Raw genomic sequence first — 24,092 nt, forward strand, 5'->3', positions numbered from 1 at the left:
AGGCGTCCGCCGAGCACCGGCACCGGTGACAGTTTTCCCGCCTCGCACCAACGCCGGGCTCAAACCAGACGTCGCGCCAGCACCGGGGCTCGGACAACGCCTCGCACCAGCGCCGGGCTCAGACCAGGCGTCGCGCCGTCGCCCACCGGGTCAGCTCGTGGCGGTTGGAGAGCTGGAGCTTGCGCAGCACCGCCGAGACGTGCGACTCGACCGTCTTCACCGAGATGAACAGCTGCTTGGCGATCTCCTTGTACGCGTAACCGCGCGCGATCAGCCGCAGCACCTCGCGCTCGCGCTGGGTGAGCCGGTCCATGTCCTCGTCCACCGGCGGCGCGTCCGTCGACGCGAACGCGTCCAGGACGAACCCGGCCAGGCGCGGCGAGAACACCGCGTCGCCGTCCTGCACCCGGAACACCGAGTTGATCAGGTCCGCACCGGTGATCGTCTTGGTGACGTAGCCGCGCGCACCGCCCCGGATGACCCCGATGACGTCCTCGGCGGCGTCCGACACCGACAGCGCCAGGAACCGCACGGGCCGCTCCGCGTCCCCCATCAGCGGGGCGCAGCGGCGCAGCACCTCGACACCGCCGCCGCCCGGCAGGTGGACGTCCAGGAGGACGACCTCGGGGCGGGTGGCGGTGATGACGGTGACGGCCTGGTCGACGTCGGCGGCCTCGCCGACGACCTCCACGCCCGTCGTCGCGGTCTGGCCGATCTCGGCCTGCACGCCGGTGCGGAACATCCGGTGGTCGTCCACCAGCACCACCCTGACGTGCCGGTCCTGGCCCTGTGCGTCCTGTGCGCTCTGCTCGGTCATGCGTCCGCCGCCCTCTCCATCTCAAGCTCCACTGCCGTGCCCCCGTCGGGCGCGGACCGCAGGACCGCCGTTCCGCCGTGGCGTTCCATCCGGCCGATGATCGATTCTCGTACGCCCATCCTGTCGTCCGGGATGGAATCGAGGTCGAAGCCGGGCCCCCGGTCCCGTACGGACACGAAGACCGTGCGGCCCTCGACCTCCGCGAAGACCTGCACCGCCCCGCCCTCGCCACCGTACTTGGCGGCGTTCACCATCGCCTCGCGCGCGGCCTGCATCTGTGCGGTCAGCTTGTCGTCCAGCGGGCAGTCGCCGACGACGACCACCTCAAGAGGCACCCCGTGCTTGTCCTCCACCTCTGCGGCGGAGCGCTTCACGGCCTCCGCGAGGGTGCTCGGTTCCTCCGCGGCGTCCTTGCCCGTGCCCTCCGGCTTGTACAGCCAGTTCCGCAGCTCGCGCTCCTGTGCGCGGGCCAGCCGGCGCACCTCGGAGCCGTCGTCGGCGTTGCGCTGGATCAGGGTGAGGGTGTGCAGTACGGAGTCGTGGACGTGGGCGGCGACCTCGGCGCGCTCCTGTGCGCGGATGCGCATCAGCCGCTCCTCGGACAGGTCCTGCGTCATGCGTACGAGATACGGTCCCGCCAGCAGCCCGACCCCGGCGATCACGGCGAGGGCGGCGGTGAGCACGTTGCCGAGCTGGGCGGCGGAGCCCCGTACGACGATGAAGACGGTGACCCCGACGGCGACCAGGGCGACGCCCGCGATGCCGCGCATCACCTGGAGCGTGCGCCGGTGGCTGCCGCCCTCGGTCCAGTGCGCACGCCGGGCGTTGTCGGCCTGCCGCCACACCAGGACGACACCGGCGCCGGTGAGCAGGAGCGGCCACACATAGCGCTCGTTGCCCGCCATGTCGACGTTCCCCATGAAGATCGCGGCGCCCAGGCACAGGGCGATCAGCGCGACAATCTGCCCCTTGTCGGGCATCCGCAGCCGGCGACGGCCGTCCGGGAGCGTCTCGAACACGCTGCGCGGCTGGGCGTTGACCCCGCCGACGCCCAGCGGCACGAAGAACCAGAACACCGCGTACAGCAGCGCGCCCAGCCCCTGCATCAGGAACAGCGCGAAGAACGCGATCCGCACCCAGACCACCGGCAGCCCGAGATGCCCCGCGAGTCCGCGGGCCACACCGCCGAGCATCCGGCCGTCCGCACTGCGGTAGAGCTTGCGCGGCGGCGGCCCCGCCGGATCCTGCTCGGCGGCGGGGGTGCGGGCCGGACGGCGGCTCGGGGCGATGGACGACATGCCTCGATGGTCACACGCGCACGGGGCCCGGCACATGGGGGAAAACCCCCGATTCCCCGAGGCCGTCGCCGGGCGGAAATCAGGGATCAGCCAGGGTCGCCCCAGGTGCCGTGCCCCGGAGCGGGCCGTCACCATGGGGCGTATGACAGAAGTCCACGACGCAGCACCGGCCTCCGGAACCGGAGCGCCCCCGGCCGGGGACCCCGTGCCCCGACGGACCCTGCACCGCAGCCGCCGCCATCGGACGGTCGGCGGGGTGTGCGGCGGGCTCGGCGAGTTCTTCGACGTCGACCCGGTGATCTTCCGGGTGGTGCTCGCGGTGACCTCGGTGACCGGCGGCATCGGACTGATCGCGTACGGCTTCGCCTGGCTGCTCGTGCCCCTGGAGGGCGACGACGAGAACGAGGGCAAGCGGCTGCTGACCGGCCGGGTCGACGGCCCGGCGCTGATCGCGGTGCTGCTGGCCCTGGTGGGCTGCGGGATGTTCCTGGCGTTGCGGCACAACGGCGGCGTCTTCGGGTTCTCCGTGATGCTGCTGCTGATCGTCGGGGCGAGCACGGTGTGGTCGCGGCAGCGCAGGTCGGCGGCGCCGGCGGAGCCGGGGGCGACACAGGTGCAGGACGTGGCGGCGCCGCCGGAGACCAAGGCGCCGCCGATTCCCGGCACGCCCTCCTGGTGGCGGGACCCGATCGTCAAGGACGGCACCACCGGGCCCGTGCCGCACGGCTACCTGTGGGGTCCGGCGGACGAGCCGGTCACGGAGGCGCCCGTACGGCGTCCCTGGCGGCCCGTGGACAGCCGCCCGCGCTCCTTCGGCGGCCTGACCTTCCTGGCGGCGCTGCTGGCCGGTGCGGCGGGCACTGCGTCGACCTGGCAGAGCGACCCGCTGGGCCCGAGCCTGGCGACCGGGCTGGCGTGCGCGCTCGCGGTGTTCGGCGTGGGCCTGGTGCTGGCCTCGTTCTTCGGCCGGGTCGGCGTCGGGACGATCTTCCTGGGGCTGCTGACGGCGGGCCTGCTGACGGCCGCGACGACCATCCCGAAGAACATCTCCACCGAGTGGGCCACCACGAACTGGCGGCCCTCGACCACCCAGCAGGTGCAGCCGTCGTACGAGCTCGGCGCGGGCGAGGGGCGGCTCGACCTCAGCCAGGTGGCGGTGCCACAGGGCAGCACGCTGTCCACCCGGGTCGAGGTCGGCGCGGGCGCACTGCGGGTCGTCGTACCGAAGGACGTGACCGTGCGCGTCGACATGGAACTGGGCCTGGGCGACATCCAGCTGCCCGGCGAGGGGGCGGACAACATCGACATCCGCACCGACCAGCAGCAGGTGCGCACCTTGATGCCACCACCGGGGGCGAAACCCGCGGGCACGGTGGACCTGCGGCTCGAAGTAGGCGTCGGACAGGTGGCGGTGGAACGTGCTGCGTCATGACTTCCAGCCCGGGCGCGCGGTCCTGGGCCTCACGTTCCTGGGCGCGGTCGCGGTGTACGCCGCCGACGTGGAGGGCGAGTGGGACACCCCGTGGTGGGCGCTCATCCCGCTGGTCGCCTGCGGCCTCCTGGTGGCGTCCGTCGTCGGCGCGGTGTCCTACGGCATCCGGCGCCGGCGCAGGTCGCGCATCGCGTCCAGCGAGAACACCGATGCTCCGGCGAGCACCAGCGGCAGCCACCCCATCAGGTAGGGCAGGTCGTTGCCGTAGTAGTACGGGGTGGCCGCCCAGCTGACGGTCAGCCACAGGCTGAGCGAGATCAGCGCCCCGCCGACGGCGGCCACCCGGGCGAACAGGCCCAGCAGCGTGGCGATGCCGACGAGGAGTTCGCCGATCGCGATGGCGTACCCGAAACCGACGGGCGCCTTCAGTGCGAGGTCGACCAGCCAGGGCACGGCGGAGCTGTCGCGCACGGCGCTCATCGTCTGGGCGATCGACCCGTTGCCGGACGCGGACAGGAAGGCGCTGTCGGTGAGCTTGTCGAGGCCGGCGTAGACGAAGGTGAAGCCGAGGAAGAGACGCAGCGGCAGCAGCGCGAAACGGCTGGCGCTCTGCTTCCAGCCGCGCGGTTCGTTGGTCCCGTACGCGCGTGTGCCGTTCGTCCCGTATCCGTACGCCATGCTCCGGCCCTGCCTTCCCTCGCGCTCACCGTCCGTCCTTTGACCATACGTTCGAAGGGCGGGCGGGGCTCAACGGGTGCGGCCCAGGGGCTGCGGCTCAGTCGGTGACGTCGATGCGGTGGCTGTTGGTCTCCACCCCGGCGGCCGTGACCACCTGCACCTCGACCTCGCCGGGCTCCACCTCGACGGGCACCGGCACGGTCAGCACGCTGTCGGTGGGGTTGGCAAAACCGCCGGGCACCGGCACCAGGGGCACGTGCACATGGACGGTGCCGATGCGCACCACCATGCGGGCCAGCCGGTCGGGGGTGTGCGCCCCGGGCGGTACGAATCCGGCTCCCCGGATCTCGATGTCGTCGCCCGTACGGATCGGGCCGTCCAGGTCCCCCGCCTCCCGGGCGCGGACCACCGACAGCACCACCGGACGCCCGCCCTCGGCGAACTTCCCGGCGACGTACGTGGCCGCGGACACCACCACGAGGAGGGCGAGCCCCCACGGCAGGTCCGGCAGCTGCTCCGGCCGCCTGGCGAGTCGTACGGCGGCGAAGACGACGGCGACGCTCGACACGAGAACGTACTGAATGTCACCGAAGTTCCCGCGCCCGGAATCGTCGGTGAGCAGGTCGGCGGCGCGCGGCCGGTCGGCCCGCACCTTCTGGAGGGTCTGCTTCAGCACCCGTGCGCCCACCATCCGCCGCAGCAGCACGGCGACCGCGCAGGTCAGCGCGAGAACGGTCAACACACCGGCGCCGCGCGCCAGTTCCAGACCGGCGATCAGCGCGTCCCGGTCGGCCGGTTTCGAGGCCCCGGCCAGCTCCACCGCCAGCACGAGCACCGCGAAGACGGCCAGCAGCACCCAACTGGCGGCGACGGTGCGCGAGGTGGAGAGCCGGTTGTCCTCGCCGATCAGCGGCGCGAGCAGCCCGCCGCGCGCGCGGTGCACCCGGGCGGCGGCCGTCAGCAGGACGGCGGTGATCAGGGCGGCCACCAGTCCTGCCGTACGGGCGAGTGTCCAGCCGGTGCCGATCGCGGTGAACGCCTGCACCAGTGCGAGGACCACGACCCCGCCCCACAGTGCGAGGAGCGTTCCGCGCCACAGGTGCCGCAGCCACACCTCACCGGCCTCGCGGGAACGGTCGGCGACCTCGCGGGCGGACTGGGTCAGCTCGTCGGACACCCACTGCCGGGACGCGCCCGTGGAGTGCGCGACGGCGGACGGCAGGCCCTCCCCGGTGGCGAGTCCGTCGCGCTTGGCCAGGAAGGCGGCGACGGCCCGCCGGTGCCCCTCCCGCGCTCCGCTGGGACAGCCCCCGCAGACGCATCCCCCGCCGTGCCCGCCGTGCGTGCTCTGCCTCGCCTCTTGCACCGCCACGACAGACGCCGCCCTTTCCTCACAACTCACTATCAACGTGTGAACGTGCATGTGTTGAAAGGGAATTGTGCCGTACGGAGCGACGGGTGCGCCCAGGGGTTCAGGTGGGGCGGGGTGACGGCCCGGGTGCCGGGTTGACGCGCAGGGGGCTTGAGTTGCGCAGGGCGTAGCAGCCGGAGGCGAAGAGGACGCCGCCGAGGGTGAGGACCATGAGGGCGCGGGCCAGGCTGGCGTCGGACACGCCCACGGGGTAGTCCAGGGTCTTCTGCGTGACACCGTTGCGCTCGACCACCATGAGGCCGTCGATGTAACCGAGGCCGGCGGCGTTCACGGTGTCACCGACACGGAGTGCTCCGGCGATCGGACCGGCCTCGGCGAACTGGGCGCGCGCGGTGCCGTTGTCGCAGCAGTCGTCGACCATTTCGAGGTCCAGCCGCACGCCCGCACCACTCGGGTGCGCGCGGACCACCCGCCACGGCTCGAAGTACAGGCAGCCGCCGTTCTCAACCAACGAGCCCGAGTGCGGCCCGCACACGGAAGCGCGCTCGGCCTCCCGCACGAAGTCGGGGTCGTCCCACCAGTGCAGCACCATGACCACGCCCACGAACGCCACCATCAACCCGGAGGCCACCGCCCCCACGGCCACCCGAAGTGCCGTTCTCGCCCTCATCATCCACCGAACGTACACCAGTCCTTCACAAGCGAAACCCTCAGCTCAGCAGCTCCGGCTCCGCCCTGCTGATCCGCCGCCACATCGACTGGTGGTTGATCCAGGCCACCAGGTCCCCGCCGATCTGGTCCCGGGTCTCGACGGCCTCCTTGTGCCCGATCAGCACCGGCTTCCCCGCCGCCTGCGCCGCCAACTGCACCTGGCAGGAGCGCTCCAGGGTGTGGAACCACCAGGCCGCCGCGTCCACCGAGTCGCCCACCGTCAGCAGCCCGTGGTTGCGCAGGATCACCGCCTTGTGGCCGCCGAGCGCCCCGGCGATCCAGCGGCCCTCCGTGGGATCCACCGCGACGCCCGTGTACGCGTCGTACAGCGCGTGGGACTCGTAGAAGGCGCAGGACTCCTGGGTGATCGGGTCCAGCAGCTCGCCGAGCGCGGAGAAGGCGCGCCCGTGCACCGAGTGGGTGTGCGCGACGGCGACGACGTCGGGGCGCGCCTTGTGCACCTGGGCGTGCACGGTGAACGCCGCCTGGTTCACGTGCCTGCGTCCCTGCACGACCTGCCCGTCCCCGTTGACCAGCAGCAGGTCGCTGACCGTGACGTCGGCGAAGGCGAGGCCGAAGGGGTTCACCCAGTAGCAGTCGGCGTACTCGGGGTCCCGGGCGGTGATGTGCCCGGAGACGCCCTCCTCGTACCCGTACGAGGCGAAGATCCGCAGCGCGCCCGCCAGCCGCTCCTTGCGGTAGCGGCGTTCGTCGGCCGGGTCGTTGTGCACGGGCGGCATGGAGAAGTCGAGCTGGTCCAGGGGCACCGGCGGGGGCGCGGGTATCTCGGCGGTCATGGGGCGGAAGCTACCGCGTGGTACGGACGGAAACCAGAGCACCGGTGCCGGTGCGCGCGAACACCGGTGCCGGTGCGCGGAAACGGCGATGCCGCCGCCACCTCAGAGAGGTGACAGCGGCATCGGCCGAGACGGGATTTACTCCCACTCGATCGTCCCCGGCGGCGGTTTACCTCCGCGCGTGCGGAGAACCGGGAAGCGGGAGTCCTACTCCCACTCGATCGTCCCCGGGGGCTTGCTCGTGACGTCGAGCACGACGCGGTTGACGTCCTTCACCTCGTTGGTGATGCGCGTCGAGATCTTCGCGAGCACCTCGTACGGCATGCGCGTCCAGTCCGCCGTCATGGCGTCCTCGGAGGACACCGGGCGCAGCACGATCGGGTGGCCGTAGGTGCGGCCGTCGCCCTGCACGCCCACCGAGCGCACGTCGGCGAGCAGCACGACCGGGCACTGCCAGATCTCGCGGTCGAGACCGGCCGCCGTCAGCTCCTCGCGGGCGATGGCGTCGGCGTCGCGGAGCAGGTCCAGGCGCTCCTTGGTGACCTCGCCGACGATGCGGATGCCGAGGCCGGGGCCGGGGAACGGCTGGCGCTGGACGATCTCCTCCGGGAGACCCAGCTCCTGGCCGACCATCCGGACCTCGTCCTTGAACAGCTGACGCAGCGGCTCGACGAGCTCGAACTCGATGTCGTCGGGCAGGCCGCCCACGTTGTGGTGCGACTTGATGTTCGCGGTGCCGGTGCCGCCGCCGGACTCGACGACGTCCGGGTACAGGGTGCCCTGGACCAGGAACGCGACCTCGGGGCCCTCCTCCTGGAGGATCTCCAGCTGGGCCTGCTCGAAGACGCGGATGAACTCGCGGCCGATGATCTTCCGCTTGGTCTCCGGGTCGGAGACGCCGGCCAGCGCGTCCAGGAAGCGCTTCTCGGCGTCGACGACGACCAGACGGGCGCCGGTCGCGGCGACGAAGTCCTTCTCGACCTGCTCGGTCTCGCCCTTGCGCATCAGACCGTGGTCGACGTACACGCAGGTCAGCTGGTCGCCGATGGCCTTCTGCACGAGGGCCGCGGCGACGGCGGAGTCCACGCCGCCGGAGAGGCCGCAGATGGCGCGCTTGTCGCCGACCTGCGCGCGGATCAGGGCGACCTGCTCCTCGATGACGTTGCCGGTGGTCCAGGTGGGCTCGATGCCCGCGCCCCGGTAGAGGAAGTGCTCCAGGACCTGCTGGCCGTGCGTGGAGTGCAGCACCTCGGGGTGGTACTGGACGCCGTAGAGCTTCTTCTCGTCGTTCTCGAAGGCGGCGACCGGCACGACGTCCGTGGACGCGGTGACGGTGAAGCCCTCGGGGGCCGCCGAGCAGGCGTCGCCGTGCGACATCCACACCGACTGCTCGTCCGGGGTGCCCTCGAAGAGCGTGGAGCCGGAGCGGGTGACCTTCAGCGGCGTACGGCCGTACTCGCGGGCGCCGTTGTCGTCGACGGTGCCGCCGAGCGTGGTGGCCATGATCTGGAAGCCGTAGCACATGCCGAAGACCGGGACGCCGGCCTCGAAGAGCGCGCGGTCGATCGACGGGGCGCCGTCGGCGTACACCGAGGACGGACCGCCGGAGAGGATGATCGCCTTCGGGTTCTTCGCGAGCATCTCCGACACCGGCATGGTGCTCGGGACGATCTCGCTGTAGATCCGGGCCTCGCGGACACGGCGGGCGATGAGCTGGGCGTACTGCGCGCCGAAGTCGACGACGAGTACGACGTCGGGGGCGGCGGGGGGCGCTGCGGGCACGGGCGGCCTTCCGGCGGTGAAGGGGGGTCGGGAGTGTCGATTCTACCGGCGTCGGCAGATGCCCCCTGTTGGACGGCCGTACGGGAGGCCGGTCCTGGGACGCCCGTCTCATCATCCGGCCCCGCGTTGGCCGACGCGGGCGAGCGGGTCCATAATGCTCCCCATGCGCTCGTACACGACCTTCGTCTTTACCTATGGCACCCGGCCCGTCCGGCTGCCACGGTCGTGCTGCTTGTAGCAACTGACAAGCGACTTCCCAGGCGCCCCGGGCCGACAGGCCCGGGGCGTTCTGTCGTTGCCGGACCTGGTGGCCGTCGCGGGTGCTCCCTTCACCCCAGGAGTACGGACATGAGCAACGCCCCCACCACGCACGCCCCCACCACCACCGAGATCACCGGAGCCCGCACCGAGGACGCGGCCGCCCTCATCACCGGCGCGCGCGAGCGCATCGACGCCCTGGACGACCGGATCATCGGGCTCGTCCAGGAACGGATGGCCGTTTCGGCGGTCATCCAGGAGGCGCGGATGACGTCGGGCGGGCGCCGGGTGAACCTGTCGCGCGAGATGGAGATCCTGGGCCACTACAGGGACGCCCTCGGCAAGCCGGGCACGACGCTCGCCATGACGCTGCTCGAACTGTGCCGGGGCCGCGTCTGAGGCGTCGCGGGACGGCGGAGGGGGCGCGTGCGTTCCTGCGGTCACTCGTACGGCGCGTGACCGGGGCGTCGGCGGCTTCGTTGGTCCCGGTGCCACGCGTGGCCCCGGCTGGGGCGTGTGACGTACGGGCTTCGCCGGTACGTCGTGGGACCTCGCTCCAGCGTGTGCGACCGGGCGGCAGGGGACAGCCACACGGTCGCTCCAGGCGGTCGGCTCCGGGGACGCCCGGAGCCGGTCGGCAGGGAACGCACCACCTCTCCAGACCGTGCACCAGTGGCGCGGATCACGTGAAGATTCCGAGCTGACTCGTACAACCCTTTCTCTCGATCATGGGTCTCCCTTGCGTATCTGTGGACATTGGTGCATCTCCAGCACCCTTGGCCCCTCACATCTCGTGCCACGTCCCCCAGAGTGGGCACGCCAGACTTTCTGAGGTCCCATGAAATTGCGCCGTTCCCTGGCCCTCGCGGCCGCCACGGCCGTCATAGCCCCCGCTTCGCTGCTGTCGGCGACGGCCGCCTTCGCGGACACCCCCGCCCCGGGCGCCACCCCGGCGGCCACGGCCTCCCCCGACGCGTCCAAGACGGACGACAAGAAGCCGGGCGACGCCGCCGGCACGTCCGGCGACAAGAAGGACGAGAAGCCCGGCGACGCCGTCGCCGACAAGCAGGACCAGAAGCAGGACGACACGAAGCAGGACGGCAAGGTCCCGGACAAGAAGGACGAGACCAAGCCCGACACCGGCAAGGACGGCAAGCCCGTCAAGCCCGGCGCGTCCGTCGCCCCCTCCCCCTCGGCTCCCGCCAAGGACGGGGAGGAGGAGATCGACGAGGACCTCGACGAGGACTTCCTGTGCAAGGACGTCAAGGTCGACGTCCGGCTGAGCGGTGTGCCCGGCAAGATCGTCGCGGGCAGCGGCTGGCACGCCTTCGACCTGAGCTTCGTCAACAAGTCGGGCCGTGACCTCGAAGGCGTCGCGTTCCTGGCCGCCGTCGCCAAGGACGCCGAGGCCGACGAGCCCTTCGACAACAAGCAGATCCAGCTCCAGGCGTACAACGAGGACGCCAAGCGCTGGGAGGCCGTCACCATCGAGGACCTGAGCGCCGGCTACGTCGGTGAGACGGAGATCTTCGAGGCCGACGCCGAGGTCAGGGTCAAGCTGCGGCTGAGCGTCAAGCAGGGTGCCCCCGCGGGCTCCGGCTTCACCTTCGGCGGCAGCATGTACATCGACAGTGGCGAGGAGTGCTTCGGCATCGCCTCCAACTCCTACCGCTTCCAGATCGTGAAGCCCGGTACGGACACCGACGGCACCAAGCCCCAGGAGGGCGGCAAGACCCCGCTGCCCCCGAAGAAGCCGGCCAAGCCTGCCCCCGGCAAGCTGCCGCAGCTCGAGGGCAACCTCGCCGAGACCGGCGCTTCCTCGCAGCTGCCGATGTTCGCCCTGGCGGGCGGCGCGGCCGTGGCGCTGGGCGCGGGCGCGATGTTCGTCGTGCGCCGTAAGAAGGCGCAGGCGTAACAACCGCTGAGAGGGGGCTGCATTCGGAGGGGGATGCAGCCCCCTTTCGCGTACCCGGAACCGCTACTTCTTCTTCGGCGGCACCGCCGGAACCGCCAGCAGCGGCAGCCGCAGCGCGCCGAACGCCTTCTCCGGCACGGCCGGGGACACGGGCTCCACGGCCGCGAGCCGTACGTACGCCTCGCCCTGCGCCGGACGCGGATCCGCGTCGCCCTTGTTGGGCCAGAGCGACATGGCGCGTTCCGCTTGCGCGGTGATGGTGAGGGAGGGGTTCACCCCGAGGTTCGCGGAGACCGCCGAGCCGTCGACGACGGAGATGCCGGGGTGCCCGTAGAGGCGGTGGTACGGGTCGATGACGCCCTCGTCCGCGCTCGCCCCGATCGGGCAGCCGCCCAGGAAGTGGGCGGTGAGCGGGGTGCCCATCAGCTCGCCGATGTTGCTGCCCGCGAAGCCGTTGATCTCCTTCGCGAGGAGGGTGGCCGCCCGGGTCGCCTCGGGGATCTGCTTGGGGTTGGGCGCGCCGTGGCCCTGGCGGGCGGTGAGCAGGCCCTTTCCGATACCGCCCGGTTTGCGGTACGTCGTCAGGGAGTTGTCCAGGGACTGCATGACGAGCCCGATGATGGTCTTCTCCGACCAGCGGTGGTTGGAGAGGGAGCGCACGGCGAGCGTGGGGTGGCGCAGGACGTTGACGGCCCAGCCCAGCGCGCGCGGGAACTTCTCCGCGTACGGCACCTGGAGGATGGACATCGCGCCCATCGCGTTGGAGCCCCTGCCGTAGCGGACCGGCTCGATGTGGGTGTTGGCGTCGGGGTGGATGGAGGACGTGATGGCGACCCCGCGCGTGAAGTCGACCTTCCCCGACCCGTCGGAGGCGCCCAGCTGCGTGCCGTGCGCCTTGCGGTAGCGGCGGTCGGTGGTCTGGGAGCCCACCAGGGCCTCGGAGTTGGTACGGGTCAGCTCGCCGAGCCGTTCCGAGATGCGGGGCAGGTGGCCGCCGTCCTTCATGGCGTGCAGGAGGGTCTGGGTGCCGTACGTCCCGGCCGCGACGACGACCCGGCGGGCCCGGAAGATCCGCTGCGTGCCCTTGCGGCGGGCGTCGGTGGGGGCGGTGGCGACGCGGTAGCCGCCGTCGGGGTGCTCGGTGAGGCCGAGGACGGAGGTCATGGGGTGGATGACGGCCCCGGCCTGTTCGGCGAGGTGGAGGTAGTTCTCGTTGAGGGTGTTCTTGGCGCCGTGGCGGCAGCCGGTCATGCACTCGCCGCATTCGTGACACGCCGTACGAGCAGGGCCTTTTCCACCGAAGTACGGATCGGGAACTTCGCGGCCCGGTCCGGTCGTTGACTCACCATCGGCGTCCCGTCCGTCGCCGTAGAAGACGCCCACCGGGGCGAGATGGAAGGTGTCGCCCACTCCCATCGCCTCGGCGGTCGCCTTCAGGTGGACGTCGGAGGGGGTCATGGTCGGGTTGATGCGCACGCCCAGCATCCGCTTGGCCTGGTCGTAGTACGGAGCGAGTTCGTCCTGCCAGTCGGTGATGCCCGCCCACTGCTGGTCCGAGAAGAAGGGAGCGGGGGGTACGTAGAGGGTGTTGGCGTAGTTCAGCGAACCTCCGCCGACGCCCGCACCTGCCAGGACCATGACGTTTCCCAACAGGTGCACCCGCTGGATGCCGAAGAGGCCCAGCGCGGGAGCCCACAGGTAGTTCTTCAGGTCCCAGGAGTTCTTGGGCAGGGAGTCGCGGGTGAAGCGGCGACCGGCCTCCAGGACGCCGACGCGGTACCCCTTCTCCGTGAGCCGGAGCGCGGAGACGGCACCGCCGAAGCCGGAGCCGACGACGATCACGTCGTAGTCGAACTCCCCGTCGTCGACGTGGTTTTGGGCAGAGCTCTCCTCGGACACGTGCACACCTCGTTCTTTTCGTTCTTTGAAAAGTGAATAGAGAGAGGCGGTACGGGGCGGGGCCTGCGCCCGCCCCTCCCCGCGCCCGGCGCCTCAGCGCAGGCGCAGTGCCTTCATCGCCTTGAGGCTGGTGGTCATGAACGCCGCGTACTTCTCGTCGTCCATCCCGAAGGACGGGGCGAGCGGGATCAGCCGCTGGTGGGCGACGGTCTGCGCCTCGGTGTACTTCAGGATGCCCTCGGAGCCGTGCCGGCGGCTCAGCCCGGACTCCTTCATGCCGCCCATGGGGGCGCGGACACTGGCGTACGCGGGACCGTAGCCCTCGTTGATGTTCACCGTGCCGGTGCGCAGCCGGGAGGCGACGGCGTGGCCGCGCTTGGCGCTCCTGGTCCAGACGCTCGAATTCAGGCCGTACGACGTCCCGTTGGCCTCCGCGATCACCTCGTCCTCGTCGCGGAACCGGTAGATCGAGACGACCGGGCCGAAGGTCTCCTCGCCGCAGACCGCCATCGGGGTCTCGACGCCCTCCAGGATGGTCGGCTCGTAGAAGTAGGGGCCGAGGTCGGGGCGGGCGGTGCCGCCGGCGAGGACGGTGGCGCCCTTGTTGACGGCCTCGTCCACGTGCCGGGTGACGGTCTCCAGCTGCCGGGGGCCGACCAGGGAGCCCAGGTCCGCGCCGTACGCGAGGGAGTTGCCGAGGCGCATGGCCTTGGTGCGGGCGACGAAGCGCTGCACGAAGTCGTCGGCGATCGACTCGTGGACGTACAGCCGCTCGATGGAGATGCAGAGCTGGCCCGCGGAGGCGAAGCAGGCGCGGACGGCTCCGGCGGCGGCCTTCTCGACGTCGGCGTCCTCCAGGACCAGCATGGCGTTCTTGCCGCCGAGTTCGAGGGAGACGCCGACCAGGCGGGCGCCCGCGTTCTGGGCGATCTCGCGGCCGGTGCGGGTGGAGCCGGTGAAGGAGACGTAGTCGGCGTGCTGGACGACGGCGGGGCCGACGACCGGGCCCTCGCCGAGGACGACCTGGAAGACCTCCGGCGGCAGCCCCGCCTCGATCAGCAGGTCACGGCCCCACAGGGCGGACAGCGCGGTCTCGGTGTCGGGCTTCATCACCAGGGCGTTGCCCGCGACCAGGGCGGGCAGGCAGTCGCCCACGGACAGCTCGAAGGGGTAGTTCCACGGCGAGATCTGGCCGACGACGCCGCGCGGCTGGCGCTGCTCGGTGACCTTGGTGAGGACGGGGACGGCGCCCGTGTGCCGCTTGGGCTTGAGGTACGAGGGGGCCTGGCGGCCGTAGTGCCGGGCGGCCATCGCGACGGCCTGGATCTCCTCGTGCGCGTGCAAGCGGGCCTTGCCGGTCTCCAGCTGGATCAGGTCGAGGATCTCGGCCTGCCGCTGGAGGACCAGGTCGTGGAAGCGCAGCAGCACGGCGGCGCGCTGCTTGACGGGCAGGCCGCCCCAGGCGGGCTGGGCGGCACGGGCCCGCTCGAAGGCGAGGGCGACGTCCTCGGGGGTGGACTCGGGGAGGTCGGCCAGCTTCTCGCCGGTGAACGGGGCGTGGCTCGCGGTCCGTCCGGAGCCGACCACGCCCCGGGTCAGCTGGGCCACCACCTCGGGAGTGACCACGTCGGCCGCGGTGCGCGCGCCGGCCGGCGCGGGGGCCGTGGGGTTGGTGCCGAGGGGTGCCGTGAGGGCCTGCGAGTCCGTCATGCGTGCGAGCGTATTGCGCGCCGGGCACTTTTGGTACCCGTCGGTAACGGCTTTTCACCGGCCTCTCACGACCGCGCCAGCGGTTGCTGGCACATAGCCCCTGATCAGGGCCGTTCCCTTCGCCGACAGGCGACTTCTGTCAGAGGTCCAGGATCTTGAGGTTCTCGGTGATGTCGCGGAACAGCTGCTCGCCCTCGGCGGTGAACTTGCCCTCGCCCGGCATGGAGACCCGTAGCCGCCAGTAGGCGTCCTTCTCCTTGCTGGCGACCAGACGCTCGTGCAAGCGGTGGTGGACCGCATCCTTCTTGCCCGCTTCGGACCGGTCGGTGAAGTCGACCGTCACGTCGAAGGCGGGCCTGTCCTGCTGGGTGGAGTCCTTGGAGGTCACCTTGGGATCGCCGAGCTCGGTGCCGTACTGGCCGCCCTTCTTGTAGTGCTCCGTCCAGGCCTCGCGGGTCGGCTTGAGGTCGGTCGCGGCCAGCTTGCTGATCGTGACGCGCTCCAGATACACCGCGAAGACGTTGCCCGGCTCGCGGAAGGACTCCGCCGATTCGTTGTTGTCCTCCGTCGAGATGTAGTCCGCCGGCAGGTAGATGTCCGCCGTGACGCTCTGCAGCGCACGGTGCACCTTCCACCCCTCCGGGGGCGCGTCGCCCGCGAAGGGGTTCAGCAGGACCAGGACGAGGGCGAGGGCGACCACCACGACACCGCCGAGCAGCCCGAACCGGGCCTTCTTGCTGCGCTGGAGCACCGGCGGCACCCAGTCCGCGGCAGTGCCCTGCGGCATCACCCGGGTCGGCGCCGACGGGGGCGGCGGTGCCTGCCCCGTCGCCTTCTCCAGGGCATGGCGCACCTCGGTCGCACTCGGCCGGGCCGCCGGATCCTTGTGCAGCAGCCGCATCACCAGTTCCCCGAAGGCCCCCGACCCCCGGGCGGGCGTCTGCGGTTCGGCCGAGAGGACGGCCTGGAGGGTGGCGGGGGTGTTGGAGCGCCGGTACGGGGACATGCCCTCGACGGCGGCGTAGAGCACCACACCCAGCGACCACAGGTCGGACGCAGGACCCGGACGCTGCCCCAACACCCTTTCCGGGGCGATGAATTCGGGCGATCCGACGAAACCGCCGGTCTCGGTGAGCCCCTGCTCGCCCTCCACCTGGGCGATGCCGAAGTCACTGAGGACGACCCGGCCGCCCTGCCCGAGCAGTACGTTGTCCGGCTTGACGTCGCGGTGCAGCACTCCGGCCTGGTGGGCGGCGGTCAGCGCGCCGAGGACGTCGAGACCGATCCGGGCGGCCTCCCGTACGTCGAGGGTGCCCTCCTGGAGGCGGTCGGCCAGCGAGTGGCCCTGGACCAGCTCCATCACGATCCACGGCTTGCCGTCCTCGACCACCACGTCGTGCATGGTCACCACGGACGGGTGGTCGATCCCGGCGGCGGCCCGCGCCTCGCGCTGCATGCGCAGGTAGACGTTCTGCCGGTCGCGCTCGGGGAGGTGGTCGGGGACGCGGGGCTCCTTCACCGCGACGTCGCGGTCCACGATCTCGTCGTGGGCCCGCCAGACCGTACCCATGCCGCCGTGGCCGAGGCGCGAGACCAGGCGGTAGCGGCCGCCGATGGTGCGGCCCGACTCCGGGTCGGTCAACTGGGTGGCGGCGGTGGGCGCTTGGTGGTGCGCGGGTCCCTCCGGCGGGTGGGGCGGCTGGACCGGTACATGGGCCCGCGTGGGCTGCTCGGACCCGTGCGCCTGCGTGGGCTGTTCCTGTGGTGCGTTCGGCGGACGGAGCCCGTAACTGGTGGGCTCGTACGCCTGTCCCCCGTCGTTCGTCATGCTCCCCATCCTGACGGGTGCGCGCCGGAGGGTGCCACGGGGGTGATTGAGCGATACACAGCCGTGACCGTGTCAACACCCCAGCACCACGGACCTTCCCGGGACCCTACGGCTTGACCCGCCAGCCCTGCTTCAGGACCTCGAAGCGCTGCTTCGTCGTCTCCCGCTCGGCGGCGGGCCCGGTGACGTACAGCGCGTACTCGGGGCCGGTCTCGTCGATGTAGAGCATGTCCACGGCGTACCGGGGGCCGGCCGTCTGCCCCTTCTCGCGGAAGGTGAACTCCAGGACGCCGCTCTTCCGGTCCCGGTAGTTGTCCTGCTCCAGGCTCACCCGCCGGTAGTCGGGCAGTGTGCCGATGTTCTTCTCCAGCCGGAGGAGGTGGTCGTAGGGGTTGCTGTAGTCGGGCGTGGGGTCGACATTGATGCGGATCATGTGGCGGCCGTTGTCCGGGGTGTAGTCGTACTGGCCGGGGCCGGTCTGCTCCCGCTGCCAGCCGTCCGGGACGGGCAGGCTGAACCGGGCCTCGTTCGCCCGGTGCCAACCCGCCGGAACCTCGCCCGCCTTGGGCGTGGGCTTGGGCTCGTCCTTGCCCTTGCCCTTGTCCTTGGCGGGCTCGCTGCCGCCGCCCTGCTGCCCCGCGACGGCGGCGGTCCGGTCGCCTTCAGCGGTGCTGGAGCTGTCGTTGCTCTTCCACTGGAGGACGCCGAAGACGGCCCCGCCGCCGATGACCGCCGCCGCCAGCACCACCAGCAGCACCTTCCCGCGCGACTTGCCCTGCGCGGGCGGCACGGAGGACGACGACGGCGCTGACGGTCCGTACTGCTGCGGGTAGGTGTGCGACTGCGACGCCGGCTGCGGGAAGTACCCCTGAGACCCCGGCGACCCCTGCGACCCCGGCGCGCTCTGCGGCGACGTGTGCGCGAACGGCGGAGTGTGCCCGGTCGGCGGCGTGTGCCCGGACGACGGGTGCTGGTAGGCGTGCGGGTACTGATGGGCCGCCGATACGTTCTCCACGCCCGGCCCCGGCTGCTGCCGCGTCGGCGGCATCGGCGTCGCGGAGGTCAGCTCCTCCTGGGACACCTGCCGGGTCGGCACGAACTCCTGCGCCGCCCTGGGCCGGCGCCCCTCCCGCGCCTCCCGCAGCATCTGCTCCGTCTCGGCCGCCGTGGGGCGCTCGTCGGCCTCCTTGCGCAGCAGCGCGGTGATCACCGGGGCCAGCGCCCCCGCGTTGTACGACGGCGACGGGTCCTCCGCGACCACCGCCTGCATGGTGCTGATCGGCGAGGTCCTGCGGAACGGCGAGCGCTCCTCGACCGCCGTGTACAGCGTCGCGCCCAGCGCCCACAGGTCGGACGCCGGGCCCGGGTCCTCGCCCCGGATGCGCTCGGGCGCCAAGTAGTCCAGCGAGCCGACCAGTTCGCCGGTGCGCGTGATGGTCGAGTCGCCCTCGATGGCGGCGATCCCGAAGTCGGTGAGCAGCACCCGGCCGTCCTTGGCCAGCATCACGTTGCCCGGCTTGACGTCCCGGTGCAGCACACCCACGTTGTGCGCGGCCCGCAGTGCGGCCAGCACCAGAAGGCCGATCCGGGCGCCCTCCTCCGGGGAGACGCTGCCGGTCTCCTTGAGGGCGTCCGCGAGGGAGGGCCCGTCGACGTACTCCATGACGATCCACGGGCGGTCGTCGTGCTCCAGCACGTCGTGCACGGTGACGACACCGGGGTGGTTGATGCGGGCGGCGGCCCGCGCCTCCTTCTGGGTGCGGGCGTGCAGCACGATCCGGTCGGCCTCGGCCGCGTACAGCCCGGCCCGCAACTCCTTGACGGCGACGGTGCGGTGCAGCACTTCGTCGCGGGCGCGCCAGACGCGGCCCATGCCGCCGCTGCCCAGGACGTCGCCCAGCCGGTAGCGCCCGGCGAGCAGTTCGCCCGTGCGTATCCCGCCACCCGTACCGTCCGTGGCGTTCCTGCCGCCCTCTGTGCCCTCTGCGTGCTCCACGATCCAGCCCACCACCCCGTGTCTCGGCAACCCAGGTTACGGATGGCGGATGCGGGCGGGGAACACAGGGCCGATCACGAGACCGCACCGTGATGCCGCACGACGCGGCGCGGACCGGGTGATTCCCGTACGAACACTAGGAAGTCGGCCGGTAGTGCGGGGCCGCCGCCTCGTAGACCCGATTGACCTCGTCGAGCTGCGACTCGGGGCCGACGACCTGGACGATGTGGTACTTCTCGTTGAAGATCATCACGCGGTTGCGCACGAAGACCCACCGGGTGGTCCGGTCCCGCCACTTGAACTGCCCCTCGGCACCCGCCTGCCGGCCGACGCCGATGCTGCGCAGCCCGCTGCTGGTGGCCCAGTTGGAGTCGCGCAGCGGCTGCGTCTCGGGCTCCGACTTGAGCTGGTACTCCATGGGGTCGGGGCCCATCTGCTTGACGGTGTCCCGGCCCGGCACGACGACGATCTCGATGTCGCCGCCGTAGTAGCGGATCTGCCCGTTGCTGCCCGCCTCGCGCCGCCAGTTCTTGCCGACGGCGATCTCGAAGCCCTTGGGGTCCTTGACCAGGCTGAACCCCGACGGCAGCCCGGAGTCCGCGGTGCGCTCCGGGGGCGGCGCGGGCTCGGAGGCCTTGCCGGAGTCCTTCGGCGGCTTGTCACCGGACGTCGGTGCGGGCGCGGGCTGTTGGGGCTGCGGGGTCTGCTGGGGCTCCTGCGGCTCCTGGGTCTGCGCGGGCTGTCCGCTGCCGGTGTTCTGGCCGCCGCCCGGCCCCTCGTCCTTCGGCATGAACTTCACCGCGTACACCACGGCCGCCACCAGCAGCGCCAGCACCAGGACGAGCAGCCACCGCCCGAGCGAGCGCGGCTGCCGGGCCCCGATCCGCGGCTCGCGGGGACCGCGCGTCGGCTTGGCCGGCCGGGCGGGCGCGGCCTTCGCCGCCCCCTTCGGCTGCTTGTGCCGGTGGCGTCCAGCGTTGGCGGCGCTCTTCCCCTTGCCCTTCCGCTTGCGTACGAGTTCGCCCCTGCGGCGTACGATCGGCAGCCGCGTCGCGTCGGGCGGCGACGGCACCGGAACGACCTTGGTGCCCGCCTCGGGCTCCGGCGCCGAGCGCACCAGCGAGCGCAGCCAGCCGCGCAGCTCCTCGAAGTCGGGCCGCTCGGTGGGGTCCTGACGCAGCAGCGACTCCACGACGGGCCGCAGCGGACCGCAGTCCTCCGCGAAGGCGGGCGGCTCGGCGCACACCATCTGCACCAGCTCGGCCGCGTTGTCCTCCGGGTAGGGCGCGTGCCCCTGGACGACGCGGAAGAGCAGCGCGCCGAGCGCCCACAGGTCGGTGGCGGGCCCGATCGGCGGGGCCAACTGCCAGTTGTGGTGCACCGGGCCCGCCTGCTCGGGCGCCCACCGCTCGGTGACCGCGCCGACCACGTTGATGCGGGTCTGCCGGGCGCGCTCGGCGGCCAGCGGGGTGCTGGGACCCCGGTAGGGCAGCCCGGCGATGACGTCGTCCCACCGGCCGCCGCCGCTCTTCGGCGTCCGCTCGGACTTCTGTCCGGGCACGGGGAGTTGGGTGCGGGCCGGGTGGGGTCCGCCCTGTGCGGGTACGGGGCGGCCGTGCCGCATGTCGTCGGCGCGCAGGGCCTCGCCGCCCGCTCCGCCGCCGACGCCCCGGGGCACCGCGCCGTGCCAACCGGCCCCGGGCGCGGGCTCCCCGGCGCGCTCGACGCCGGAGCCGGGGGCGGCAGCCGGTGCGCGGAAGGCCTCGGCCGTACGGGAAGGATCTGCCGTGCGGGAAGCCTCGGACGTGCGGGAGACATCTGCCGTGCGAGAGGCATCTGCCGCACGGGAGACGTCCGTCGTACGGGAGACGTCTGTCGTACGGGCGGACACGGCCGGTGCCACGCCCGGGCGCTGGCCCAGCGGGGAGACGGCGGGCGTGCGGGGGCGCTCAGGCGGGTCGCCGTAGGGGGATATCGGGCCCGTGCCCGCGCCGTAGTCCGAGGTGGAGGCGGGCGGCTTGGCGGCGTCCTGGTCCTGAAGGTAGGGACTGCGGGCCGGATCGGCCTGGCGGCGCTGCTCCTCGGTGGCCTGGACCGCCGCCCGGGCGCCCGCCCGGTAGGCCGCTATCGCCCCGGCCCTGGCGGCCCGGGGGTCCTGTGCGGGGGGCTGTTCCTCGTTCCGGTACGAGGAGGGGAGCGCCGGAAGCGCCGGCTGCCCGGCGGTGTCGTCCTCGCCCGGGGCGACGTGTCCGCGCGGCACCGGGATCGCGCCGTCCGAACCCGCCCAACCGCCGTCCTGCGCCCCGGGGTTCGCGGGGGCGCGGCCGGGGATCGGCGCGTACCCGCACAGGGCCTCCTCTGCGGCGCCCGCCGCGAGGCCGGTGAGCACGATGCGGCCGTCGTCGCAGACCAGCACGGTGCGCACGGTGATGTTGCGGTGGGTCCAGCCATGGGCGTGCAGCACGCGCAGCGCGGTCAGCACGTCGGAGGCGACCTCGGCGGCCCGGTAGGGGCTGAGCGGGGCCTCGGCGAGGAGGGCGGCGAGCGGCCGGGCGGAGACCAGCTCGCTGACGATCCACAGCGAGCCGTCCTCCTGGAAGACGTCGTAGACCTGGTCTATCCGGGGGTGGTCGGGGATCTGCGCGACCGCCTGCACCGCCTCGACGGCGCGCAGCACGGTGGGGTCGGTGGAGCGGGGCGGCGCGCCGCGCCCGGTGACGCTGCGCCGGTGGACCGGGGCGCCGTCGGCGTCGAGGAACTCGGCGTCCACCACCTCCGGCAGCGGCACCTGCCGGACCAGGACCTCCTGGCCGCTGTAGGTGTCGAAGGCGCGGGTCTCCACGAGGTCGTACTCGTCGGAGGGCGGCAACGGCAGGCGGTAGCGATCGGCAAGCACCCGTCCCGCGTACTCGTCCACTACGCCTCCCCCATGTGCGCGCTTGCTCGCCGCTCCTGACCGGCGGGGCTGTCCACGGCGTGCCACCGTGGTCCCACCGTGCCCTCATGGGCCTTCCGAAACCATCAATTCCGGTCGTTTACCGGCCAATTGCGGCTGCGTACGGTCCACGGGGTCTCACGATACGTGGCAATACCCCGTTGCGAGGCGGTGTCACCGCATCCCGCCGAACCGGTTCGTTTCGGATGCGTCGGGCGGCCGGCCCGCCGGTGCCTCAGGCGGTCGGCTTGAACGTGGCGAAGGCGGCGTCGCGGAGCTGCTTGCACTCGGGGCCGTCCCAGGCGTCCGCCGGGCAGCTCACCATGATCGAGTAGCCGCGCTTGTCGTCGACCTTGAAGCCCCGGTTGAGGACGTGGATGCGCTGTCCCTGCTGGGTGCGCTCGAATTGCCAGTCGGCGGTGGTGGGGTAGCCGTTGTAGTCGACCGGCTCGATGCCGATCTGCTTGAAGTCCTTGCTGGAGGCGCCGACCGAGGCGACCGCGCTGAGCCAGGCGGCGGCCGCGTTGGGGCCCGGCTTGGAGTTGAAGTCGACCTGGACGCGCGGGAATCCGCCGTCCTTGCTGTATATGCCGCCCGAGTTCAGGCCCGCTATGGCCGTGCGGCGGAAGCCCTCGGGCATCGCCATCGTGAAGTGGAAACGGTCGTCGTTGACGGTCGTGAAGCCCGCGGGGGCCGCTCCGTCGGCGGGCGCGCCGGTGCCCGGGGTGCCGGAGGGCTTGGTTCCGTCCGTGCCGCCGGTGCCCTTCTCCGGGGCGGTGGTGCCCTTGTCCTTCGCGGGGTCCTTGCCCTTCGCCGGGTCCTTGTCCGGATTCTTGGAGTCGCCGCCGGTCGTGCCGCTGGTCTGGGTGGCGCCCTTGCCGGTGGGGCCGCCCTTGTCGTCGTCCTTGTTGAGGGCGATGGCGATCACCGTGCCCAGGACGGCGAGGAGCGCGACCAGCGCGACGACGAGCAGCAGCTTCTTGCGGGCGTCGGGCGACATCCCGCCGGTCGTGCCCGGCGACACACCGCCGGAACCGGAACCCGACCCGGTGGACCGCATGGCGGCCGTGGGAGGTCCGGACACCGCGGGAGCCGCCGGGGCGGCAGCGGCGGCCGCGGCCGCGGCGGGCTTCTTGGGCGTACGCGCCTTCTCGGCGGGCGCGGGCGGAAGCGGAACCAGCTTCGTGGCGTCGGAGCGGGCGAGCTCGTCCCCGGCGGCGTCCGCCTCGTCGAGGCGGGCGAGCACGTCGTTCAGGAGCGCACGCGCGCCCGCGTCGTCGAGGCGCTGCTCGGGGTCCTTGGCGAGGAGGCCGTAGATGACGTCCTCCAGCGGGCCCGCGTGCTTCGGCGGGTCCACCGGCTCGGTCATGACGGCGGTCAGGGTGGCGATGGCCGAGCCCTTGTCGTACGGCGGAACGCCCTCCACCGAGGCATAGATGAGCCCGCCCAACGACCACATGTCGGCGGCGGGGCCCGGCTTGTGGCCGCGCGCCCGCTCCGGGGAGATGTACGAGGGGGCGCCGACGAGCATGCCGGTGGAGGTGATCGAGGGGTCGCCCTCGACCTGGGCGATGCCGAAGTCGGTCAGCACGACCCGGCCGTCCTCGGCGATCAGCACGTTGGAGGGCTTGACGTCGCGGTGCAGGATGCCCTGGCGGTGGGCGGCGCGCAGCACGTCGAGGATGGCGAGGCCGACCTCGGCGGCCCGACGCGGCGTCAGCAGGCCGTCCTCGCGGATGGCTTCGGCGAGGGACTTGCCCTCGACCAGCTCCATCACGATCCACGGCCGGTCGTCCTCGTCGACGACGTCGAAGACGGTGACGGCGCTGTTGTTGCGGATCCGGGCGATCGCCTTCGCCTCGCGCAGGGTGCGTGTGATCAGGCGGCGCTTCTCGTCCTCGTCGATGGCGGTGGGGAAGCGCAGCTCCTTGACGGCGACGGTACGCCCCAGCGTCTCGTCGACGGCCCGCCACACGGTGCCCATGCCACCGCGCCCGAGCACGTCCCCGAGCCGGTAACGCCCGGCCAGCAGCCGCCCCTCGACCTCCTTGGAGGTGTCGGAGGCAGCATCCTTGGCGGCCTCGGCGGCCGTCTCCTCGGACATGCCCCCACCACGCCGCCCACCGGCGGCCCCGACGTCACGCCCCTTGCCCTCGGCAGCCTTGCCCTCGGCGGCCTTGGGCTCGGCGTCGCGCGCCTTGTCACCGCCCGCACCCTTGGCGTCCGTCACGGCGGACTTGGCGGAACCTCCGGCCCTCGCCCCGGGCACCTTCGCGTCGAGCACGGCCCTGTCGCCGCCCTCTGCCCGGGCGGACCTTGACGCGGCGTCACCCTTCGGGGAATCCGCCTCGGGGCCGTCGGCCTTCACCGCGCCCCCGGGCGTGCCGCCCGCGGGCGCACCCGTCCCGGTGTCCCGCTTCCCGCCGGACACGGCATCCCGCTTCCCGCCGGACGCAGCATCCCGCTTCTTGTCGGACACGGCATCCTGCGTGCTCTTCCGCGACTGCTCCGGCTCGTCCGACATGCGTCCCCTCTGCGATCCCTGATCTTCGCCCCGCGCCCCGGCCGTACGTACACGTACACACGCGCACTCCCTCGTGCGCACATGTCGCAGGCTTCTCGGCAGCTTCCCCGGCGATGCGGCAACCCGCCCTGGCAGAGCCC

17 protein-coding genes are annotated in these 24,092 nt (G+C 72.1%); 4 read left to right on the forward strand and 13 right to left on the reverse strand.

Annotated elements, in window-relative coordinates; all coding sequences use genetic code 11:
* Positions 1-118: 118 nt before the first annotated feature.
* Both IE269_RS02715 and IE269_RS02720 read right to left on the reverse strand, forming a co-directional pair.
* On the reverse strand, positions 119-817 hold the full coding sequence (locus IE269_RS02715; RefSeq protein WP_189821032.1) for a LuxR C-terminal-related transcriptional regulator: 699 nt from the start codon (positions 815-817) through the stop codon (positions 119-121).
* The gene (locus IE269_RS02720; protein ID WP_189821033.1) at positions 814-2,115 is read right to left on the reverse strand and encodes an ATP-binding protein; all 1,302 of its coding nucleotides are present in this window, start codon (positions 2,113-2,115) and stop codon (positions 814-816) included. The genes IE269_RS02715 and IE269_RS02720 overlap by 4 nt, the downstream gene beginning before the upstream one ends.
* Positions 2,116-2,257: 142 nt before the next feature.
* On the opposite strand from IE269_RS02720, the gene IE269_RS02725 reads away from it, so the two are divergent.
* Together IE269_RS02725 and IE269_RS02730 are read left to right on the forward strand one after the other, a co-directional pair.
* Positions 2,258-3,547: a PspC domain-containing protein gene (locus tag IE269_RS02725; RefSeq protein WP_189821034.1), complete on the forward strand. Its 1,290-nt coding sequence runs from the start codon at positions 2,258-2,260 to the stop codon at positions 3,545-3,547.
* Positions 3,534-3,797 carry a hypothetical protein gene (locus tag IE269_RS02730; RefSeq protein WP_189821035.1) on the forward strand — a complete coding sequence of 88 codons (264 nt, stop codon included), beginning with the start codon at positions 3,534-3,536 and terminating at the stop codon, positions 3,795-3,797. The genes IE269_RS02725 and IE269_RS02730 overlap by 14 nt, the downstream gene beginning before the upstream one ends.
* Here the strand turns inward: IE269_RS02730 and IE269_RS02735 are convergent.
* From IE269_RS02735 to guaA, 5 genes are all read right to left on the reverse strand, one after another.
* Positions 3,704-4,225 carry a DoxX family protein gene (locus tag IE269_RS02735; protein ID WP_189821036.1) on the reverse strand — a complete coding sequence of 174 codons (522 nt, stop codon included), beginning with the start codon at positions 4,223-4,225 and terminating at the stop codon, positions 3,704-3,706. The genes IE269_RS02730 and IE269_RS02735 overlap by 94 nt on opposite strands.
* 97 nt (positions 4,226-4,322) lie before the next feature.
* On the reverse strand, positions 4,323-5,597 hold the full coding sequence (locus IE269_RS02740; RefSeq protein WP_189821037.1) for a hypothetical protein: 1,275 nt from the start codon (positions 5,595-5,597) through the stop codon (positions 4,323-4,325).
* 100 nt (positions 5,598-5,697) lie between these two features.
* On the reverse strand, positions 5,698-6,270 hold the full coding sequence (locus tag IE269_RS02745; protein WP_189821038.1) for a hypothetical protein: 573 nt from the start codon (positions 6,268-6,270) through the stop codon (positions 5,698-5,700).
* A gap of 37 nt (positions 6,271-6,307) precedes the next feature.
* Positions 6,308-7,105: a class II aldolase/adducin family protein gene (locus IE269_RS02750; protein WP_189821039.1), complete on the reverse strand. Its 798-nt coding sequence runs from the start codon at positions 7,103-7,105 to the stop codon at positions 6,308-6,310.
* Positions 7,106-7,312: 207 nt separating this feature from the next.
* Entirely contained in the window at positions 7,313-8,887 is a 1,575-nt protein-coding gene (gene guaA / locus IE269_RS02755) for a glutamine-hydrolyzing GMP synthase (protein ID WP_189821040.1), read from the reverse strand.
* A 348-nt stretch (positions 8,888-9,235) separates the two neighbouring features.
* Here guaA and IE269_RS02760 point away from each other — a divergent pair, with 348 nt between their 5' ends.
* The gene (locus IE269_RS02760) at positions 9,236-9,544 is read left to right on the forward strand and encodes a chorismate mutase (RefSeq protein ID WP_189821041.1); all 309 of its coding nucleotides are present in this window, start codon (positions 9,236-9,238) and stop codon (positions 9,542-9,544) included.
* A 439-nt stretch (positions 9,545-9,983) separates the two neighbouring features.
* Positions 9,984-11,060 carry an LAETG motif-containing sortase-dependent surface protein gene (locus tag IE269_RS42940; RefSeq protein ID WP_229897416.1) on the forward strand — a complete coding sequence of 359 codons (1,077 nt, stop codon included), beginning with the start codon at positions 9,984-9,986 and terminating at the stop codon, positions 11,058-11,060.
* A gap of 63 nt (positions 11,061-11,123) precedes the next feature.
* On the opposite strand, the gene IE269_RS02770 is transcribed toward IE269_RS42940, so the two are convergent.
* The 6 genes from IE269_RS02770 to IE269_RS02795 form a co-directional block, all read right to left on the reverse strand.
* Positions 11,124-12,959 carry a GMC oxidoreductase gene (locus tag IE269_RS02770; RefSeq protein ID WP_189821042.1) on the reverse strand — a complete coding sequence of 612 codons (1,836 nt, stop codon included), beginning with the start codon at positions 12,957-12,959 and terminating at the stop codon, positions 11,124-11,126.
* Between the two features lie 93 nt (positions 12,960-13,052).
* Entirely contained in the window at positions 13,053-14,669 is a 1,617-nt protein-coding gene (locus IE269_RS02775; RefSeq protein ID WP_189821043.1) for a succinic semialdehyde dehydrogenase, read from the reverse strand.
* 139 nt (positions 14,670-14,808) lie between these two features.
* Entirely contained in the window at positions 14,809-16,497 is a 1,689-nt protein-coding gene (locus IE269_RS02780) for a serine/threonine-protein kinase (RefSeq protein ID WP_189821044.1), read from the reverse strand.
* Positions 16,498-16,603: 106 nt separating this feature from the next.
* Positions 16,604-18,370: a serine/threonine-protein kinase gene (locus tag IE269_RS02785; RefSeq protein ID WP_229897467.1), complete on the reverse strand. Its 1,767-nt coding sequence runs from the start codon at positions 18,368-18,370 to the stop codon at positions 16,604-16,606.
* Positions 18,371-18,629: 259 nt separating this feature from the next.
* On the reverse strand, positions 18,630-21,410 hold the full coding sequence (locus IE269_RS02790; protein ID WP_189821045.1) for a protein kinase domain-containing protein: 2,781 nt from the start codon (positions 21,408-21,410) through the stop codon (positions 18,630-18,632).
* A 253-nt stretch (positions 21,411-21,663) separates the two neighbouring features.
* A complete protein-coding gene (locus IE269_RS02795; RefSeq protein ID WP_229897417.1) occupies positions 21,664-23,952 on the reverse strand; it encodes a serine/threonine-protein kinase in 2,289 nt (762 codons plus the stop codon).
* Between the last annotated feature and the right edge of the window lie 140 nt (positions 23,953-24,092).

Source organism: Streptomyces spiroverticillatus (assembly GCA_014650415.1).
Classification (GTDB): Bacteria; Actinomycetota; Actinomycetes; order Streptomycetales; family Streptomycetaceae; genus Streptomyces; species Streptomyces spiroverticillatus.

Excerpts from the sequence above, each read along its gene's own strand:
- IE269_RS02715 (WP_189821032.1), bottom strand. The coding sequence starts at position 817 with ATGACCGAGCAGAGCGCACAGGACGCACAGGGCCAGGACCGGCACGTC.
- IE269_RS02760 (WP_189821041.1), top strand. The coding sequence starts at position 9,236 with ATGAGCAACGCCCCCACCACGCACGCCCCCACCACCACCGAGATCACC.
- IE269_RS02785 (WP_229897467.1), bottom strand. The coding sequence starts at position 18,370 with ATGGGCCGCGTCTGGCGCGCCCGCGACGAAGTGCTGCACCGCACCGTC.
- IE269_RS02750 (WP_189821039.1), bottom strand. The coding sequence starts at position 7,105 with ATGACCGCCGAGATACCCGCGCCCCCGCCGGTGCCCCTGGACCAGCTC.
- IE269_RS02795 (WP_229897417.1), bottom strand. The coding sequence starts at position 23,952 with ATGTCGGACGAGCCGGAGCAGTCGCGGAAGAGCACGCAGGATGCCGTG.
- IE269_RS02720 (WP_189821033.1), bottom strand. The coding sequence starts at position 2,115 with ATGTCGTCCATCGCCCCGAGCCGCCGTCCGGCCCGCACCCCCGCCGCC.
- IE269_RS02775 (WP_189821043.1), bottom strand. The coding sequence starts at position 14,669 with ATGACGGACTCGCAGGCCCTCACGGCACCCCTCGGCACCAACCCCACG.
- IE269_RS02725 (WP_189821034.1), top strand. The coding sequence starts at position 2,258 with ATGACAGAAGTCCACGACGCAGCACCGGCCTCCGGAACCGGAGCGCCC.
- IE269_RS02780 (WP_189821044.1), bottom strand. The coding sequence starts at position 16,497 with ATGACGAACGACGGGGGACAGGCGTACGAGCCCACCAGTTACGGGCTC.
- IE269_RS02735 (WP_189821036.1), bottom strand. The coding sequence starts at position 4,225 with ATGGCGTACGGATACGGGACGAACGGCACACGCGCGTACGGGACCAAC.
- IE269_RS42940 (WP_229897416.1), top strand. The coding sequence starts at position 9,984 with ATGAAATTGCGCCGTTCCCTGGCCCTCGCGGCCGCCACGGCCGTCATA.
- IE269_RS02745 (WP_189821038.1), bottom strand. The coding sequence starts at position 6,270 with ATGATGAGGGCGAGAACGGCACTTCGGGTGGCCGTGGGGGCGGTGGCC.